We start from the raw sequence: 17,494 nt of genomic DNA, 5'->3' as shown, positions 1-17,494 counted from the left end.
CGGAGTACCTTGCCCGGCCTGCAAATCCTGTCCGCATTACTGCACGCTAATCCGTAACGCCGCAGCCGTGGCAAACGGGCTTAACGTGGCGCTGCCTACCAGCAACGCCCCCAGAATCGCCATGTACCCTTCAACCGGTAGGTGCATGGAAGCCGCATCCATCGCGGCGGTCGCAAAAATCAGTAGTGGTATGGTAAGCGGGAGAACTAGCACGCTTAACAGCACGCCGCCGCGCTTTAAGCCCACCGTCAAACCCACACCCGGCGCGCCGAGAAAACCCAGCGTCGGCGTACCGAGCAGCAAGGTCAGCGCCATAATTTTCCAGCCGTACATATCCATGCCCAACAGTAATGCCACCAGCGGCGAGAGGATTAACAGCGGCAAACCGGTTACGACCCAGTGCGCCATCACTTTCGCCAGCACGACCGCCGGAAGCGGCAGCGGCAGCAGCATCAGTTGCTCAAGGCTGCCGTCCTGTAAGTCATCACGAAACAAGCGCTCCAGCGCCAGCAATGACGCCAGCAGCGCCGCAACCCAGATGATGCCCGGCGCAATACGCGCCAGCAGCTGTGGCTCCGGCCCAATGCTCAGAGGGAAGAGCGTGATAACAATCAGGAAGAACCATAAAGGATTGGCGATTTCCGCACTATGACGAAACGCAACTCGCAGTTCTAAACGGAAGATTCGCCACATCATTGCGCTGCCCTCTCGCTGGTCAGCGCAATTCGTCGCACTTTACTGGTCTCAACATTAAGCGGCTGGTGGGTGGTAAGAATAACAATACCGCCCTGCTCCGTGTGCTGTGCCATACGCTGAGTCAGTCGCTCAACGCCGTTCACATCAATGGCGGTAAAGGGTTCATCGAGGATCCACAGCCGGGCGCGGGTCAGCCACAAACGGGCCAGCGCCACGCGCCGCTGTTGTCCGGCGGAGAGCTGATTCACCGGAATATCTTCGTATCCGGCAAGTCCCGCCTGCGCCAGCGCGTCCAGACACTGTGCGATATCACCGTCGTGATGGAAAAAACGCAGGTTCTCCAACGCCGAAAGCCGGGTTTTTATCCCCGGCTGATGTCCGATCCACAGCAATTGCTGATGGTAGCTGTCCCGCACGTGATGCAGGGGTTGTTCTTGCCAGCAAACCTCCCCTGCGTCGGGACGCGCCAGCCCGGTAAGCAACCGCAGCAGAGTGGTTTTCCCCGCGCCGTTGCTGCCGGTAATTTGTACCCATTCCCCTGCGTTGACGCGAAATGACAGATCGCTGAACAGTATTCTGTCATCCCGCTCGCAAAGTAATTCTCTGGCTTCAAGCATACCTGGTTATCTACATCCTGTTAAAAGCCCGGTTTGACTTCGCGCATATCAGGCAGTTTGTGCGCTATCCCTTTATGACAGTCAATACAGGTTTGCCCGTCTTTCACGGCCTGGTCGTGCATTTTGGCCGCAACGCCTTTCTGGGCGGTTAAATCCATAAACTCGAAGTTGTGACAGTTGCGACACTCTTGCGAGTTATTGTCTTTCATACGCCGCCACTCATTTTGCGCCATCGTCAGACGATGGTCTTCAAATTTTTGCGGTGTATCTATTAACCCCAATGCTTTCGCGTACAGCTCTTTACTGGCCTTGATCTTACGGATCATTTTCGGGCCCCACTCATGCGGGACGTGGCAATCAGGGCAAGTCGCACGCACACCACTGCGGTTGTTGTAGTGTACGGTTTCCATGTATTCCTGGTACACCGTATTGCGCATTTCGTGACAGCTAATGCAGAACTCTTCCGTATTGGCCTTTTCCATACCGGTATTAAAGCCGCCCCAGAAAATAATGCCGCCCACAAAGCCGATTAACAACAGCGTGCCGAGCGCCAGACGGCTGGGGCGACGCCACCATTGCCAGACGCGCTTAATCCAGCCTGGTTTACGGTTAGAATTTTCCATAATGACCTCTTATTTCCCGTAACCTTTCGAGGGGGTGAAGGTATTTTCAACAATCGGCGCAGCGTCAGCCTGCGGGACGTGACATTGCAGACAGAAATAACGACGCGGCGCGACTTCAGCCAATACCTTGCCATCGCTGTCCATAAAGTGCGTCGGACTGATGCGCGGCGCGCCGGTGGTGCGATAGCTTTCCACACCGTGGCATTGCAGACAGCGGTTAGTATTGGTCGTCACCTGATACCCTTCAACGCTGTGCGGAACCATTGGCGGTTGATTCACATAGTTCAGCGGCATACGCTCCTGCTCTTTCGGCATGCGAATCGCCCCTTCCTGTGTCCCTGAGACTTCCGGTGACTGGCTTAGGTCCACTCCGTTTGCAGCCCAAACGGCCCCACTGACGACCAGGGCAAGCAGGGCCGTCCATTGACTCAGCTTTTTAATCAGGTCATGGCTTTTCATGATTTCGCTCCCGAACTCCATCGTGTTGTTATTGTAAAAACATCCTCAGAACAGACATCCACGCAGCGACCGCAGGCCATGCAATCGCGACTGGTTACCTGCACCGGGCTTTGCTCATCCAGCACCGGCGCACGTAGCACATGCGGTTCCGGGCAAACATGAAAACAATCCATACAGCGGTTACATCTGTTACGTTCTTTTGCCGAAACGGTTAATGCGCCTTTACTTCCCACTACGCTATACAGTGCGCCCAGTGGACAGAGATGCCCGCACCAGCCATGCTCAACGACCAGTAGATCAAATAAAAACAGTGCCAGAATCAGCAGTGCACCACTGCCAAATCCCATTACCAGACTCCGTCCGAGCAGAGAGACGGGATTTATCCATTCCCACAGCAGCGTACCGGTCAAGGCGGAACCGACCAGGATAACCACCAGCAGGACGTACCGTATATAGCGCGGCAGGGTCGCGGACTGATTCAGGTCAAACCTTCTGCGTAACCAACTGGCTAAATCGGTGACCGGGTTCATCGGACAAACCCAGCTGCAAAACAGACGCTTACCCGCAAGGGCATACAGCACCGTGATGACGACCGCCCCCGTTAACGCAACCGTTGCCGGCAGGTGTCCGCTGGCCAGGCTTTGCAGCGTAATCAGCGGATCGGTGAATGGGACGGTATCCAACAGCAGACTGCCACTGTAGTTGCCATGCAGGATCCACACGCCAAGCCACGGGCCGCTGAGGAACATCGCCAGTATCAAAAACTGACTCAAACGACGCAGCAGCAGCCAGCGATGACTCTTCCACCATCCTTTTTTTGCCAGCGCTTCACGCCCGGCATCACGTTTACGATTTGCCATTGTTCCCCTCCAGCCAACCGAAGCGGTAATGGTGTCCTAACTCCCCTTTCGCCAGCGACAGCGGCAGCACTTTTATTGCTGGCTGTTCCAGTACGCAGACTTTTTCGCATTTCCCACAGCCGGTACAGGCATCGCTGTGCACGGTCGGAATAAACCGCGCATGCTTGCCGGTACGCATATTACGGTCCAGCTCAAGGGTGATAGCCTCATCGATTTTCGGGCACTCGCGGTAACAAACATCGCAGCGTAACCCTTGGTAGTTGAGGCAGTTTTCGTGATCCAGCAGTACCGCCAGCCCCATACGCGAATCGTCAATGGATTCAATTTCCCTGTCCAACGCGCCGCTGGGGCAGACTTTGGCACACGGAATGTCCTCACACATTTCGCAAGGAATATCGCGGGCGACAAAATAGGGCGTACCTGCTGCCAGCCCGGAGGCCAGCGTCGCCAGCTTCAGCGTGTCATATGGGCATGCCTGAACGCACTGACCGCAGCGCACACAGGCGCTGGCGAATGCCTCCTCGCTCAGTGCGCCTGGCGGGCGTAACCGCACGCCAGTTGCACGTGCGGTTTGTTGTTGCAACCCCAGCGCCACGCCAACGATGGCCAGCCCGCCCGCCGCGCGAACCATATCGCGCAGAAAACGGCGGCGGCCATTTTGGGGTTTTGCTGACCGGGACATAACGCGTTACACCTTCGCCAGTTTCACGGCGCACTTCTTGAAATCCGTCTCTTTGGAGAGCGGATCCGTCGCATCCAGCGTCAGGTTGTTCACCAACTGTGCGGCATCGAAGAACGGCATGTATACCAGCCCCTGCGGCGGACGGTTACGCCCGCGCGTTTCAACAATCGAGATAACTTCGCCACGGCGGGAAACCACTTTGACTTTATCGCCACGGCGCAGATCTCGCGCTTTTGCATCCAGCGGGTGGATAAACAGCACCGCTTCCGGGAAGGCGCGGTGCAGTTCAGGCACACGACGCGTCATGCTGCCGGTGTGCCAATGCTCCAGCACACGTCCGGTGGAGAGCCACAGGTCATACTCTTTATCCGGCGCTTCAGCGGCAGGTTCAAATGGCAGCGCGAAGATGACCGCTTTGCCATCCGGCTTACCGTAGAACTTGTAGCTTTCCCCCGCTTTCACGTAAGGGTCGTTGCCTTCGCTATAGCGCCACTGAGTTTCTTTGCCCTCAACGACCGGCCAGCGTAAACCGCGCGCTTTGTGGTAATCGTCAAACGGTGCAAGATCGTGTCCGTGGCCACGGCCAAACCAGGCATACTCTTCGAACAACCCTTTTTGCAGATAGAAACCCAGCTCACGGGATTCATCGTTGAGCTGATCTTCAGCCAGTTCAGCGACCGGGAATTTGGTCACGGCTGGCGTGGCAAACAGCACGTCATACAACGTTTTGCCGCGCAGCTCTGGTTTCTGCGCCAGCAGTTCTTCCGGCCATACCTCTTCTGTTTTGAAGCGACGGGAAAATTGCACCAGTTGCCACAGATCCGATTTCGATTCACCCGGCGCTTTAATCTGCTGACGCCAGAACTGAGTGCGGCGTTCCGCGTTACCGTAGGCACCTTCTTTCTCTACCCACATCGCGGTCGGCAGGATCAGGTCGGCTGACAGGGCGCTGACCGTCGGATACGGATCGGAAACGATGATGAAGTTGCGCGGATCGCGCCAGCCCGGCATACGCTCTTCGTTGATGTTCGGACCGGCCTGCATGTTGTTGGTACACATCGTCCAGTAGACATTGAGTTTGCCATCTTTCAGCGCACGGTCTTGCGCCACAGCGTGCAGCCCGATTTTTGCCGGAATAGTCCCGGTCGGGATATTCCAGTGCTTCTCGCAGATATCGCGGTGTTTTTCGTTGGTGACCACCATGTCCGCAGGCAGACGGTGGGAGAACGTCCCGACTTCACGCGCGGTGCCGCACGCTGAAGGCTGGCCGGTCAGAGAGAACGGGCCACAGCCTGGCTGAGAAATTTTACCGGTCAGCAGGTGCAGGTTATAGACCAGGTTGTTGGCCCACACGCCACGGGTATGCTGGTTAAAGCCCATCGTCCAGTAGGAGATGACTTTTTTCTTCGGATCGGCATACAGCTGCGCCAGCTGTTCCAGTTGATCTTTCGGTACGCCAGTCATTTCGGCGGTTTTATCCAGCGTGTACTCAGCAACGAAGGCTTTGTAATCCTCAAAGCTCATCGGTTCAGAAGCATCGGAACCTGGATTCTTCGCCGCTTTTTCCAGCGGATGGGTTGGACGCAGACCGTAGCCGATGTCCGTCACGCCTTTACGCAGGTTAACGTGCTTGCTAAAGAAATCCTGGTTGATCGCATTGTTTTGAATGATGTAGTTTGCGATGTAGTTGAGGATCACCAGATCGGTTTGCGGCGTGAAGACCATACCGTTATCCGCCAGCTCAAAACTACGATGCTGGAAGGTGGAGAGCACCGCGACGGTAACATTCGGATCGGACAGACGACGGTTGGTGATGCGCGACCACAGAATCGGGTGCATCTCCGCCATATTCGCGCCCCACAAGACGAAAGCATCGGCATGCTCAATATCGTCATAGCAGCCCATCGGCTCATCCATACCGAAGGTACGCATAAAACCGACCACCGCTGACGCCATGCAGTGACGGGCGTTCGGGTCGATGTTATTAGAACGGAAGCCGGCTTTAAACAATTTGGCGGCAGCGTAACCTTCCCAAATCGTCCACTGACCCGAGCCGAACATGCCGATAGACTCTGGGCCTTTTTCTTTCATGGACGTTTTGAATTTCTCTTCCATCACGTCAAAGGCCTGATCCCAGCTAATCGGAGTGAATTCGCCTTCTTTGTGATACTTACCGTCCTTCATGCGCAGCATCGGCTGTGTTAAACGGTCTTTTCCGTACATGATTTTCGGCAGGAAGTAACCTTTGATGCAGTTAAGTCCACGGTTAACCGGCGCATCCGGGTCACCCTGGCATGCCACAACACGCCCTTGCTGCGTCCCGACCAATACGCCACAGCCCGTTCCGCAGAAACGGCACGGGGCTTTGTCCCATTTGATGGCTTCTTGCTGACCGACTACCGCGCGGGCTACGCCCGGCACGCTTAACCCGGCAGCCGCCGCAGCGGCCGCAACGGCGTTAGCTTTCATAAAGCTACGACGACTGAGTTTCATGGTGTTTCCTCACCTTGCTCATCCTGCTGGTGATAAACCAGCGACACCGCCAGCACGCCCGCAACGTTGCGCACTGACTCAATAGTTTTCATTAGCGTTTCACTTTGCTCTGCTTCCACCACCACAATGAGCTGGCCGCTTTCCACATCGCTAAGTGCAACTTCGCAACCCGGAAACGAACGCAACTGCGTGGCGATATCATTGATATGCTGACTTTTGGCCTGAACGACCAGGCTGCAGACCTGCCAGTTACTGTCCATGGTTGTACTCCGCATTAATGGCTGATACCGGGCAAATAGCGACACACGCGCCGCATCCGTTACAGGCCTGATTGTCGAGCTGTGGCTGATAAATACCGGACAGCGTGGGGCGAAAGGTTATGGCCATGGGTTCACAGCTATCCTGACAGCGATGACACTCAACTGACTGGTGTGCGAGACAGTTTTCCCCGATCGTAAAACTCAGATCCCAGGCCCTGGTGTGGCGCGGAAGAAAAAGTGATTCGGGACAGGCTTCTGCGCAGGCATAACAAAAGCTGCACTCGCCGTGTTTGAAATTTACGCTCGGATAACCACCCAGGCCTCGCTGCAGGATGTCGGTTTCACACGCCTGGATGCAGGCGTCACAACGGAGGCAATGGGTCAGAAAGTGAGAGTCTTCCTTGCTCCACGGCGGACGGATCCCTGCGTTGGCGTTACGCCAACTGCCTGTCAACATGCCTCGACGGGATAAATCAACCATAACATTGTCCTTCCATAATGACGCTCACCTTCGGCGGGTTGAACGACATAAAAAACTGCACTATTTATGAGTAGTTATTTTTAGTCGTAAGATATTTCAGGATGTGTAAGAGGAGCATACCCCGATCGGGGTAAATGCTGTTGCCGGATCAAAAGAGTGTTGAGTTGACGGGAAAAAATGCGCTTTTGCTCACATTTCAATTGGTTATATAATGAAATACACAACGAAGCAGGTAGCAAGAGAATAATCTTATAATTAGGATGATTCTTAGAATATATCGCTACATTGATTATAAACCACTGCCAAATACACTTTAAATATAAGTAAATCCAGATTAATAGATAACACAAATATGTTAACCTGCTCCAGATTCGTTCATAAGACAGAAGAAAGGAAACACTGTGAACAATAAGATGAAGACAATTGTCCCTGCCGTACTTTTCGCCGCCTTTGCCAGCACCTCTGCCTGGGCTGCCAGTAACGATACCGGTGCTCAGCCGCTGGAAAAAGTCGCCCCTTATCCTAAAGCGGAAAAGGGTATGAAGCGCCAGGTTATCCAGCTTCCCCCTGAGAAAGATGAATCTACTCTGAAAGTAGAACTGCTGATCGGACAAACGCTGGAAGTTGACTGTAACCAGCACCGCCTGGGTGGAGAGCTGGACAGTAAAACGCTGGAAGGTTGGGGATACGACTACTATGTTTTCGACAAAGTCACCTCTCCGGTTTCAACCATGATGGCCTGCCCGGACGGTAAGAAAGAGAAGAAATTTATTACCGCGTATCTGGGTGATGACGGTATGCTGCGCTACAACAGCAAGCTGCCGATTGTGGTCTACACCCCAGAAAACGTGGAAGTGAAATACCGAATCTGGAAAGCGGAAGAGAAGATTCAGGACGCAGTCGCGCGATAAGTGAGAATGTGCCGGATGGCGGCGTACCGCCGTATCCGACCTACAGACGCATGAACCAGGCCGGATAAGCGCAGCGCTTATCCGGCATTTTATTTACAGCGCGATATCCGCCACAGCTTTCTGCTCAGGCTGCGGTTGAGCCTGAGGTTTCAACTGCGGTTTTGGCGCTTCATCGGCAACCTGCGGCTTGTCGTATTTCAGACCCAGAACTTCGCTGGTGTATTGCAGCTCTTGTTCAGTTGCTTCAACGTTTCCGTTCAGCTTAGTACCATAAGACGGAATAATCGTTTTCAGCTTCGCCTGCCACTCAGGGCTGGCGACTTTATCTTTAAACACTTTTTCCATCAGATGTAGCATGATCGGTGCCGCGGTTGACGCACCAGGCGAAGCGCCCAGCAGCGCAGCAATCGTACCTTCTTTATCGCTGACGACTTCGGTTCCCAGACGGAGAACGCCGCCCTTCTCTGCATCACTTTTAATGATCTGCACACGCTGACCCGCCTGCCATAAACGCCAGTCTTCTTTCTTCGCCTGCGGATAGTACTCTTGCAGTGCGGCAAAACGGTCGTCATCGCTCAGCATCACCTGGCTTACCAGATATTTCACCAGATCGAAGTTATCCAGGCCTACGTTGACCATCGGCATAAAGTTTGAGGTGGTGGTCGAGCTGAGCAGATCCCACAACGAACCGTTTTTCAGGAACTTGGTGGAGAATGTCGCGAATGGCCCAAACAGCACGACACGTTTGCCATCCAGGATACGGGTATCGATGTGCGGTACGGACATCGGCGGCGCGCCCACAGACGCCTGACCATACACTTTCGCCAGGTGACGATTCACTACGTGCGGGTTTTCCGCCACCAGGAACTGGCCGCCAACCGGGAATCCGGCATAGCCTTTCGCTTCTGGAATGTTGGTTTCCTGCAACAGCTTCAGCGCAGCGCCACCGGCACCGATAAAGACAAACTTCGCCTTGATATCATGTTCCGCTTCGTTGTTTTTCAGATCGGCGACCGTAACGGTCCAGCTATTGTCTGCATTACGCTTAAAGCCTCGCACTTCGGTGCTCAGTTGCAGCGCAAAGTTGGGCTTTTTCTGCAACGAGGCAATCAGTTGGCGCGTGATTTCACCATAGTTAACGTCAGTACCAATCTCGGTGCGCGTTGCCGCGACTTTCTGTTTCGGATCGCGACCTTCCATGACCAGCGGTGCCCACTCTTTAATCTGCGCGTGATCTTCGGAATAACGCATACCACGGAATAAGGTGCTCTGCTGCAGTGCGGCGTAACGTGCGCGCAGGAAATTCACATTCTCGTCGCCCCAGACAAAACTCATATGCGGGACGGTAGTGATAAATGAGCGTGGTTCATGCATCACGCCATTATTAACCTGATAAGCCCAAAACTGACGGGAAATCTGGAAGGCTTCGTTGATTTCGACTGCCTTTTCAATGCTGATGCTACCGTCGGCCTTTTTAGGCGTGTAGTTCAGCTCCATCAGTGCGGAGTGGCCGGTTCCGGCGTTGTTCCAGCCGTTCGAACTTTCCTGAGCGACGCCATCCAGTCGCTCGACCATGGTCATTGACCATTGTGGCTCCAGCTCCTGTAAATAGGTTCCCAGCGTGGCGCTCATGATACCGCCGCCAATCAACAGTACATCCGTTTCCTGCTCTTCCGCCGCTTTCGCTTTTGCTGCCATAGAGACAACGTTCAGCCCTACAGCTATTGTGAAGAGCATGGCAGTCACTTTTTTCATAATGTTAATGCCTTACTTTTAGTATCGCTTTTTGCTTTTAATACAGGTGAAAATCGAGCGGCACTAACGGTAACACTTAAGTAAAAATAATTAAATATTGTTTATAAATTATATTTTAATTTTAAAAATGTTATTAACAAGTTGATAATTTATACGGTTATTGACAATCACTTCTGGAAACCCACCCGCCAGACGCGTACTATGCTGCGCTTTGCTATTCACCGCACGGATGCCTGTCGGTCTGCTGTTATCAGGCCCTTTCTGACCTGAGAGTTACTATGTCTGCAACACACTCCTCCCCTGCTGTGACAGAACAGAGCACCCGCACCGTACTGCGACAACCCCGCCTGCTGGTACGTGAAACACTGGCGGGGGTGGTAACCGCCCTGGCGCTGATCCCGGAAGTGATCTCTTTTTCCGTTATTGCGGGCGTCGACCCTAAAGTCAGCCTGATAGCTTCCGTCGTGTTGTGCCTGGCAATGTCTTTTTTAGGTGGTCGTCCCGCAATGGTTACCGCCGCTGCAGGATCGGTCGCGCTGGTGATTGGTCCGATGGTGCATCAACACGGCGTGCAATACATCTTGCCTGCAGTGGTGCTGGCCGGGATGATTCAGATCCTGTTTGGTGTATTGGGAATGGCGCGTCTGATGCGATTCATTCCTACAGCCGTCATGACCGGCTTTGTCAACGCCTTGGGCATTTTGATTTTCTTTGCTCAGGTCCCACATTTTTGGGGTAAAAGCCCACTAATCTGGGGACTGTTTGTCCTGACACTGCTGATTGTGCTGTGGGTTCCACGGTTTATTAAAACAATCCCCGCGCCGCTTATCGCCATCGTGCTGCTGACGGTATTTACTGTAAGCAGCGGACAACTGCTACCAACCGTCGGTGACGAAGGTTCAATGAGCGGCGGCCTGCCGGGATTAACGCAGCTACTCGTCCCACTCAACCTGCACACTCTGGCGATTATCTGGCCCTGCGCGTTGAGCATCGCTTTTGTTGGTTTGATGGAGTCATTGTTAACCGCCCGTCTGGTGGATGACCTGACGGTTACGCCGTCGAATAAGAATCGCGAGAGCGCCGGGCTGGGGATAGCCAATATTCTGGCCGGATTTTATGGTGGCATTGCCGGGTGCGCGATGATTGGTCAAACCATCGTTAACGTCGAGATGGGCAAAGGACGCAGTCGCGTTTCGACGATTGCCGCCGGGCTTGTGTTGCTGCTGTTAGTCACCGCATTGAGCGAAGTCATGGCGAAAATACCCATGTCGGTGCTGGCGGGAATTATGGTGATTGTGGCGGTGAAAACCTTCAGTTGGCAGAGTATCCAGCCCGCGACACTGACGAAAATCCCCGTTACTGAAACGCTGGTTATGCTGATAACTGTCGGCGCAACGGTCACTACCGGCAACCTGGCGATTGGCGTGGTTGCCGGGGTGATGACGATGCTCATCCTGCCGCGCATCGTCAGACGCAAACCCGCGGCTACATCAGAAACAGGGTTGCCAGGCCGAGAAAAATAAAGAAACCGCCGGTATCGGTGATGGCCGTAATCATGACGCTTGAGCCGACCGCCGGGTCGCGCCCGAGCTTCACCATCGTCATGGGAATAATCACCCCCATCAACGCCGCCATCAGCAGATTAAGCATCATCGCCAGGGTCATCACGCCGCCGAGCGCCATATCATCGTACAGCCACCAGGTAATGCCGCCCATAATCCCACCCCAGACGAGGCCATTTACCAGCGCCACGCCCATCTCACGCAGGATCAAAAACGTCAGGTTTCCCGGCTGAATATTTTGTAGCGCCAGCGCGCGAACGATCATGGTGATAGTTTGATTTCCGGTATTGCCGCCGATCCCTGCTACAATCGGCATCAGCGAGGCCAGTGCCACCAGTTGCGAAATCGTATGTTCAAAGCCATCAATGACCCGCGAGGCGATAAAGGCGGTACAGAGATTAATAGCCAACCATGCCCAGCGGGTTTTTACCGCCTTGGTCACGGGAGCAAACACATCCTCTTCGGCGCTTAAGCCCCCCATTCGACGCAGATCGGTATCGGTCTCTTCGTATACCACATCAACGATCTCATCGATGGTCAAACGACCCATCAACTTACCGGCAGGATCAACCACCGCGGCACTGACCAGGTTGTCACGTTCGAACGTGCGCGCGGCGTTTTCGGCAATGTCTTCCGGGGAAAAGGTGAGCGGGTCATCTTCCATCACCTCGCTGACTTTACGCTGCACATCATTGAGCAGGATACAGGTTAGCGTCAGTTCGCCGACCAGCACCTTATTGCGATCGGTCACGAAAAGTTTATCGGTGTTCTCCGGCATCTTGCCCAGCCGCCGTAAATAGCGCTGCACCACTTCCAGCGTCACGTCCGGGCGCACGGTGATGACTTCGAACTCCATAATCGCACCGACGCGATTCTTCTCGTAGTGCAACACCTGGCGCACGCGCGCCCGCTCCTCGGCCGGTAACGTCGCCAGCAGTCGTCCCGTAAGGTTACGAGGGAGATGCTGGACCAGATAAATCTGTTCGTCGATATCAAGATATTGCAACGCATCCAGCAGCTCGCGGTCGCTCATCTCATCAATCAGGTCGTCCCAGACGTTTTCTGACGCCTCAAGCAGGACGTTACCGCGCTTTTCATTTTCGACCAGCCGCCACAGGGCGTGGCGCTCTTCAGAAGGTAATGCTTCGAGGGTATCGGCCAGATCCGGCGGCGGCAGATGCGCCACCAGCGCCCCTACCTCAGCAATATCGTCGGCTAAGGTACCGACGTCATATTGCTCAGCCAGGGTAAGCTTGCCCAACAGCGTGGAAATAATGGCTTTATCAGTGGTCAGCAACCAGATGAGGCGCGCACGCTCTTCATCACGCAGTCTGGCGCTGTTTTTGTTGAATGCGGACATTAATCATAAATCCATGATATGAAATATCATTAATCATGATGCCGATTTATGTAAATAACAATAAACGGAACCGCCGGGCGGATAAAAAACCGGCGGTTGCTGGGATTACGCAGTACGAGCGACGGCATCACGTGAAGCGGCGTCACGCTCATCGCCCACGAGTTCACTTAACTGTCCGTTACGCATCTCCAACAGACGATCGGCGTGAATAAAATAGTGATCGTCATGGCTAATAGCGAAGATGGTTTTACCCATTTCCTGCATCAGCGGCAATAACACCTGATAGAACTCACGGCGGAAGTGCGGGTCCTGATCGGCAGCCCATTCATCCAGCAGAATAATGTCGCGCTCCTCCGCCAGCGCCAGCAGCAGCGCCACGCGTTTTTTCTGCCCTTTCGACAGCTTGAGATTGAGAATACGCCCATCGTTCAGCTCAAGCTTGTGACCCATCTTCAGATGTTCCAGCCACTTCGCCACCAGCGCCGGATCGGCCTCTTTACCTTCCGGACCGAGCAGTTTGTCGAATAGCCAGACGTCAGTAAACACGGCGGAGAACAGCTTGCGATAGTCCTCTGGCTTTTCGACAGCAACCGCTTTGCCGTCGAGCAGGATCTCGCCTGACTGCGGCTGATACAACCCGGTGAGTAACATAGCCAGTGTGGATTTCCCGCTACCATTGCCGCCAATCAGGAAGATCAGTTCCCCGCGACGAATAGTCAGATTTACCGGCCCGACAGAGAACGCATTATCCTGATAGTGGAAAACCACGTTACGTAATTCCAACGTTTGCCAGTCCGGAAACGCGGTTGGGCGCGGGAATTCGGCCTTAAAGGGCGCCAGTGAGAACTTATTCAGCTTGTTGAAAGCGACCTGTGCAGTGAGCAGCGTCGGCAATGCGCCAACAGCAGAAAGCAGTGGCGTACGCAGGAATAACAGCGTCAGCGAATAGGTCGCCGCCACGGCGGTATCCGCCCAGCCCAGACTGTTAGCCATCCAGAACACCAGACCAATGGCGCCCAGCATCATAATGTTCGACCAGTTCACCGCGCTGAGGTGGAAGGTATCGGCGCGGATAATATGGTGACGATACTCTTTGGCATCCGGGACGTATAACTGATTAAAGATATGCTCGGCGCGCTCGCGGTTGAGCGTCAACTCTTTGCGCCCTTCCAACACCGTCTGGTAATCATTGTACAATTTGTCTTCTGTTTCGCGCAGGGTCGCCATATGTTTATATACCCGCGCAACCAGCACAAATCCGCCCCAGATGGTGATTGCCACCCAGATTGCCGTCACCAGCAGCATTTTGGTTGATAGCATCGCCAGATACGCCGCCGACCCGATGGTCAGGATAATCCCCTGCACCAGCTCAGGCAGACGGACAAAAGCGATGGTGATGTTGCGGATATCGCTGGTTAAACCGGCCAGCAACGAGGCGCTGCCAAGCTGTTCGATACGCTCGACGTGGGTGTCCAGAATACGCTTGATAAATTCACTACGCAGGCGGTAAACAAAGTGGTGTCCCAGCGTGGTTAACGCCAGCTGTGAGCCGAGGGTGACAACCATCAACAGCAGCAGCAGGCCAAGAAACTCCGGTAGCACCATCAACGTGGTGTCGACCGTTTCAATCAGGCGCTGGTTAATAAACGCAATCAAACCAATTCCCAACGCAGCGCTGGCGAGGCTGAGCGCCATGACGCTGATAAATGGCCAGCGATACTGCCGCCAGACAAGAAGTAAAAGTTCCATGCAAACAACCCGGACAAGTAATAACAGCCCGCAGTTTAAACATCTCTTTGCCGACAGCAATAATAATTCTTATTTTTATTCTTTTTTACCAGCCTGGCGAAACGTCAGATTGTAACGACAGTCACCGGTTAACGGATGATACCCTGTCTTAAGTGGCTGGATCCCATGATAAAACAACCGTGAGTTCCCACCCCATACCACGACATCGCCATGCTCCAGCAGTAAACGTTTTAAAGGGTCATTACGGCGCAAACCGCCAAACTGAAAGATGGCTGGTAACCCCAGCGAGACAGAAACGATAGGCGCCCGCAGGTCAGGTTCGTCTTTATCCTGATGTAATGACAGTTTCGCCCCTGGCGTGTAGCGGTTAATCAGGCAGGCATCGGGTTGAAAATCAGCATAGCCCGCTGCGGTTGACGCCAACTGGCACAGGTCCGCGAAAGTATCCGGCATCGGCGGCCAGGGCGTACCGGATAGCGGGTCAAACGGTGAATAAAGGTAGCCATGTTGATCCGTCGTCCAGCCCAAATGACCGCAGTTGGTCATCGCCACCGACATCGTGTAACCGCCGGGCGTCACCATCTGGCGAAACGGCGACTGTCTGGCGACAGCCGCGATCGCCTGCAGTAAAGACGGTGCGGACTCAAAGGCAAAACGTCGCAAAATTACCGCGCCGGATGCCAGCGGTTCTTGCCAGGGTTTCTCATCCGCAAAGAGATCAAGCATTACGTTTCCTCCCCAGTGGTTTCTCGTTGCAGTAACTGCGCTTTGCGCGCAATACCCCAGCGGTAGCCCGAAAGCGCACCATCATTGCGGATCACCCGGTGACACGGGATGACAATCGCCAGTTTGTTAGCTCCGCAGGCGCTGGCCACCGCGCGTACCGCTTTCGGTTTGCCGATGGCGCTGGCTAACTGCTGGTAGCTAACCGTCTTACCACATGGGATTGCGCGCAGCGCTTGCCACACCTGCAGCTGGAATGCGGTCCCGCGAATATCCAGCGGCAGAGACAACGACGTATTGCGCGTATTAATCACGGCGATGACTTCACGCACATGCTGCTGGAAATCGGCATCGGCTGCTTCATCCTGAGCGGCGGGAAACAGCTCATGCAGTTCCGCAACCAATGTAGCATCATCATCACCCAACAAGATCGCGCAGATACCGCGTTCGCTTTCCGCCACCAGGCAACGACCCAGGGCGCAATCTGCCAGGGTATAGCGCACAGAAACGTTGTCGCCGCCTTTGCGAAATTGCCTGGCGGTCATCCCTAGTGCCTGATCCGCTTGTCGGTAATAGCTGCTGCTGTCGGGAAATCCGGCGTTCAGAATCGCCTGGGTTACTGGTGCCCCTTTTGCCAGGGCATCGCGCAGACGACGAGCGCGCCAGGACTGCTGCCACGCTTTCGGGGTCATGCCCGTCGTGGCTTTAAACAAGCGATGTAAATGATACGGACTCATCGCCACCTGCTGCGCCAGGTCATCCAGCGTGAGAGGCGACTCCTGCTCCAGCAACTGACAGGCGTGGGCTATTTTGTCCAGCCGATGCTGCTGCGCACTATCTTTATCCGGCTGGCAGCGTTTACAGGGCCGAAACCCGGCGGCCTGCGCCTGCTCGGCATCAGCAAAGAAACTGACATTTTTGCGCAGCGCATGCCTCGCCCGACAGGACGGACGGCAGAAAATACCGGTGGTGTGGACGGCGAAAACAAACTGACCGTCGGCGTCAGCATCACGATCCACAACAGACTGCCAGCGGTCATCATCAGTTATGCGTAAACGACTTTTCATTATGGACTCCTTTGTTAAGCATAGCGCTTAGCCTCAGTGTGTCCTGATAGCCAGGTATAAAAACCCGCAATCTTGCTTTTTAATTTTTTTCGCTGAGCAGAAAGCTTTTAAACTGCGGCGACATCCAGGTTTTAAACCCTTGCCCCTCTTTCACAATCATATACACCGCCAGCCCTTCACGACGCACCACTTCTTTGGCCTTTTCCGGGCCGAGCACCATCAAACCGGTATCCCAGCCGTCAGCCTCCAGCGCCGTAGGGGCTATCACCGTCACAGACACGAGATTATGTTCGATCGGACGACCGGTTTGCGGATCGATAACATGCGACAGGCGTTTACCGTCCAGCTCGTAATAGTTACGGTAGCTACCGGAGGTGCTGATGCCGTGCCCGTTAATGTCGACAACCGCTTGCACCGCGTTTTCACGATCGGTGGGTTTCTGGATCGCCACCCGCCATGGATGTCCTTCCGCATTCATACCACGACTGTTTAGCGCACCGCCAACGGAAACCAGATAACGGGCGATTCCCTCTTGCTCCATCAGTCGCGCCAGATGATCGGCGGCATAACCTTCACCAACGGTAGACAGATCCACATACAGATCCGGCAAGTCTTTTTGCAGGTAGTTGCGTTGCGCCTCATTCACTACCTTCAGATGTGAAAGTCCGGTTTGCGCTTTTGCGGCATCAATTTGCGCCTGAGTAGGAATGTGCACGGGTTGCTGATCCGGACCGAAACCCCACAGGTTGACCAACGGTCCCACGGTGATATCCATCGCCCCATCGGTTTTCGCGCCAATTCTCAGCGCCGACGTGACGATATCCGCCATAGCGTCATTGACCGGCCACGGCGACAGGCTTTTCGACAGATTAAAGCGCATCAGGGCAGAATCATTTTTATAGGTTGAAAGAAGCTGATCGTCAGCATCCAGCTGAGTCTGGATCTTCTCCTGCAACTCCCTGGCGCGTTTGGCATCCACGCCCACCGCGCTGACCCGCCAGAAGGTGCCCATCGTTTTACCTTCCAGAACGGTGGCGGATTGTGTGGTCTGAGCCGGTTTCGGGGCCTCATCGCACCCGACAAAAAAGATCGTCACAGCCAGTAGCGCTGCGCGATAAAAATTCATTTCCATACGTAATTATCCTCATGCGAACGGGCGCAAGAGTACACCAAAAATCGTTGTTTGTACGGCGAAA

Annotated in this window: 17 protein-coding genes and 1 pseudogene; 2 read left to right on the top strand and 16 right to left on the bottom strand. The window is 54.4% G+C overall.

Annotated features, from left to right (window positions below; genetic code table 11):
• Positions 1-36: 36 nt before the first annotated feature.
• The 10 genes and pseudogenes from ccmB to FDX11_RS25755 form a co-directional block, all read right to left on the bottom strand.
• On the bottom strand, positions 37-696 hold the full coding sequence (gene ccmB, locus FDX11_RS13220) for a heme exporter protein CcmB (protein ID WP_003027542.1): 660 nt from the start codon (positions 694-696) through the stop codon (positions 37-39).
• Positions 693-1,313, bottom strand: a complete 621-nt coding sequence (gene ccmA, locus FDX11_RS13215) for a cytochrome c biogenesis heme-transporting ATPase CcmA (protein WP_042307189.1) — start codon at positions 1,311-1,313, stop codon at positions 693-695. Before ccmA ends, ccmB begins: the two co-directional genes overlap by 4 nt.
• Positions 1,314-1,333: 20 nt before the next feature.
• Entirely contained in the window at positions 1,334-1,936 is a 603-nt protein-coding gene (napC, locus tag FDX11_RS13210) for a cytochrome c-type protein NapC (protein WP_003027548.1), read from the bottom strand.
• Between the two features lie 9 nt (positions 1,937-1,945).
• Positions 1,946-2,395, bottom strand: a complete 450-nt coding sequence (napB, locus tag FDX11_RS13205; RefSeq protein WP_038642185.1) for a nitrate reductase cytochrome c-type subunit — start codon at positions 2,393-2,395, stop codon at positions 1,946-1,948.
• Positions 2,392-3,255: a quinol dehydrogenase ferredoxin subunit NapH gene (napH, locus tag FDX11_RS13200; RefSeq protein WP_079223362.1), complete on the bottom strand. Its 864-nt coding sequence runs from the start codon at positions 3,253-3,255 to the stop codon at positions 2,392-2,394. The genes napB and napH overlap by 4 nt, the downstream gene beginning before the upstream one ends.
• Positions 3,242-3,937: a ferredoxin-type protein NapG gene (napG, locus tag FDX11_RS13195; protein ID WP_137398035.1), complete on the bottom strand. Its 696-nt coding sequence runs from the start codon at positions 3,935-3,937 to the stop codon at positions 3,242-3,244. The genes napH and napG overlap by 14 nt, the downstream gene beginning before the upstream one ends.
• A gap of 6 nt (positions 3,938-3,943) precedes the next feature.
• Positions 3,944-6,430, bottom strand: coding sequence for a nitrate reductase catalytic subunit NapA (gene napA, locus FDX11_RS13190; protein ID WP_137350030.1), 2,487 nt, complete (start codon positions 6,428-6,430; stop codon positions 3,944-3,946).
• On the bottom strand, positions 6,427-6,690 hold the full coding sequence (gene napD, locus FDX11_RS13185) for a chaperone NapD (RefSeq protein ID WP_038642193.1): 264 nt from the start codon (positions 6,688-6,690) through the stop codon (positions 6,427-6,429). Before napD ends, napA begins: the two co-directional genes overlap by 4 nt.
• Entirely contained in the window at positions 6,680-7,171 is a 492-nt protein-coding gene (gene napF / locus FDX11_RS13180) for a ferredoxin-type protein NapF (RefSeq protein ID WP_137398034.1), read from the bottom strand. The genes napD and napF overlap by 11 nt, the downstream gene beginning before the upstream one ends.
• A 375-nt stretch (positions 7,172-7,546) precedes the next feature.
• Positions 7,547-7,606, bottom strand: a pseudogene (locus tag FDX11_RS25755) (hypothetical protein); the annotation flags it as partial.
• Here FDX11_RS25755 and eco point away from each other — a divergent pair.
• Positions 7,585-8,082: a serine protease inhibitor ecotin gene (eco, locus tag FDX11_RS13175; protein WP_042307223.1), complete on the top strand. Its 498-nt coding sequence runs from the start codon at positions 7,585-7,587 to the stop codon at positions 8,080-8,082. The pseudogene FDX11_RS25755 and the gene eco overlap by 22 nt on opposite strands.
• Before the next feature lie 93 nt (positions 8,083-8,175).
• On the opposite strand, the gene mqo is transcribed toward eco, so the two are convergent.
• Positions 8,176-9,837: a malate dehydrogenase (quinone) gene (gene mqo, locus FDX11_RS13170; RefSeq protein ID WP_137398033.1), complete on the bottom strand. Its 1,662-nt coding sequence runs from the start codon at positions 9,835-9,837 to the stop codon at positions 8,176-8,178.
• A gap of 278 nt (positions 9,838-10,115) precedes the next feature.
• Between mqo and FDX11_RS13165 the strand changes: the two genes are divergently transcribed.
• Positions 10,116-11,360, top strand: coding sequence for a SulP family inorganic anion transporter (locus FDX11_RS13165; protein WP_137398032.1), 1,245 nt, complete (start codon positions 10,116-10,118; stop codon positions 11,358-11,360).
• On the opposite strand, the gene mgtE is transcribed toward FDX11_RS13165, so the two are convergent.
• The 5 genes from mgtE to apbE form a co-directional block, all read right to left on the bottom strand.
• On the bottom strand, positions 11,323-12,759 hold the full coding sequence (gene mgtE, locus FDX11_RS13160) for a magnesium transporter (protein ID WP_137398031.1): 1,437 nt from the start codon (positions 12,757-12,759) through the stop codon (positions 11,323-11,325). The genes FDX11_RS13165 and mgtE overlap by 38 nt on opposite strands.
• Before the next feature lie 105 nt (positions 12,760-12,864).
• A complete protein-coding gene (locus tag FDX11_RS13155; RefSeq protein ID WP_079223354.1) occupies positions 12,865-14,508 on the bottom strand; it encodes a multidrug ABC transporter permease/ATP-binding protein in 1,644 nt (547 codons plus the stop codon).
• A gap of 75 nt (positions 14,509-14,583) precedes the next feature.
• Positions 14,584-15,234 (bottom strand): DNA oxidative demethylase AlkB, encoded by a 651-nt coding sequence (alkB, locus tag FDX11_RS13150; protein ID WP_042307174.1) that lies wholly within the window; start codon positions 15,232-15,234, stop codon positions 14,584-14,586.
• The gene (gene ada, locus FDX11_RS13145) at positions 15,234-16,298 is read right to left on the bottom strand and encodes a bifunctional DNA-binding transcriptional regulator/O6-methylguanine-DNA methyltransferase Ada (protein ID WP_042307171.1); all 1,065 of its coding nucleotides are present in this window, start codon (positions 16,296-16,298) and stop codon (positions 15,234-15,236) included. The genes alkB and ada overlap by 1 nt, the downstream gene beginning before the upstream one ends.
• Before the next feature lie 79 nt (positions 16,299-16,377).
• A complete protein-coding gene (apbE, locus tag FDX11_RS13140; protein WP_042307169.1) occupies positions 16,378-17,430 on the bottom strand; it encodes an FAD:protein FMN transferase ApbE in 1,053 nt (350 codons plus the stop codon).
• Positions 17,431-17,494 lie beyond the last annotated feature (64 nt).

Source organism: Citrobacter sp. wls714 (assembly GCF_005281025.1).
Classification (GTDB): domain Bacteria; phylum Pseudomonadota; class Gammaproteobacteria; order Enterobacterales; family Enterobacteriaceae; genus Citrobacter; species Citrobacter werkmanii.
This window is presented reverse-complemented; position numbering and strand designations above follow the sequence as displayed.

Coding starts and splice junctions, on each gene's coding strand:
- eco (WP_042307223.1), top strand. CDS start 7,585: ATGAAGACAATTGTCCCTGCCGTACTTTTCGCCGCCTTTGCCAGCACC.
- FDX11_RS13155 (WP_079223354.1), bottom strand. CDS start 14,508: ATGGAACTTTTACTTCTTGTCTGGCGGCAGTATCGCTGGCCATTTATC.
- FDX11_RS13165 (WP_137398032.1), top strand. CDS start 10,116: ATGTCTGCAACACACTCCTCCCCTGCTGTGACAGAACAGAGCACCCGC.
- ada (WP_042307171.1), bottom strand. CDS start 16,298: ATGAAAAGTCGTTTACGCATAACTGATGATGACCGCTGGCAGTCTGTT.
- napG (WP_137398035.1), bottom strand. CDS start 3,937: ATGTCCCGGTCAGCAAAACCCCAAAATGGCCGCCGCCGTTTTCTGCGC.
- mgtE (WP_137398031.1), bottom strand. CDS start 12,759: ATGTCCGCATTCAACAAAAACAGCGCCAGACTGCGTGATGAAGAGCGT.
- napD (WP_038642193.1), bottom strand. CDS start 6,690: ATGGACAGTAACTGGCAGGTCTGCAGCCTGGTCGTTCAGGCCAAAAGT.
- napB (WP_038642185.1), bottom strand. CDS start 2,395: ATGAAAAGCCATGACCTGATTAAAAAGCTGAGTCAATGGACGGCCCTG.
- alkB (WP_042307174.1), bottom strand. CDS start 15,234: ATGCTTGATCTCTTTGCGGATGAGAAACCCTGGCAAGAACCGCTGGCA.
- mqo (WP_137398033.1), bottom strand. CDS start 9,837: ATGAAAAAAGTGACTGCCATGCTCTTCACAATAGCTGTAGGGCTGAAC.
- napA (WP_137350030.1), bottom strand. CDS start 6,430: ATGAAACTCAGTCGTCGTAGCTTTATGAAAGCTAACGCCGTTGCGGCC.
- ccmB (WP_003027542.1), bottom strand. CDS start 696: ATGATGTGGCGAATCTTCCGTTTAGAACTGCGAGTTGCGTTTCGTCAT.
- apbE (WP_042307169.1), bottom strand. CDS start 17,430: ATGGAAATGAATTTTTATCGCGCAGCGCTACTGGCTGTGACGATCTTT.
- ccmA (WP_042307189.1), bottom strand. CDS start 1,313: ATGCTTGAAGCCAGAGAATTACTTTGCGAGCGGGATGACAGAATACTG.
- napF (WP_137398034.1), bottom strand. CDS start 7,171: ATGGTTGATTTATCCCGTCGAGGCATGTTGACAGGCAGTTGGCGTAAC.
- napH (WP_079223362.1), bottom strand. CDS start 3,255: ATGGCAAATCGTAAACGTGATGCCGGGCGTGAAGCGCTGGCAAAAAAA.
- napC (WP_003027548.1), bottom strand. CDS start 1,936: ATGGAAAATTCTAACCGTAAACCAGGCTGGATTAAGCGCGTCTGGCAA.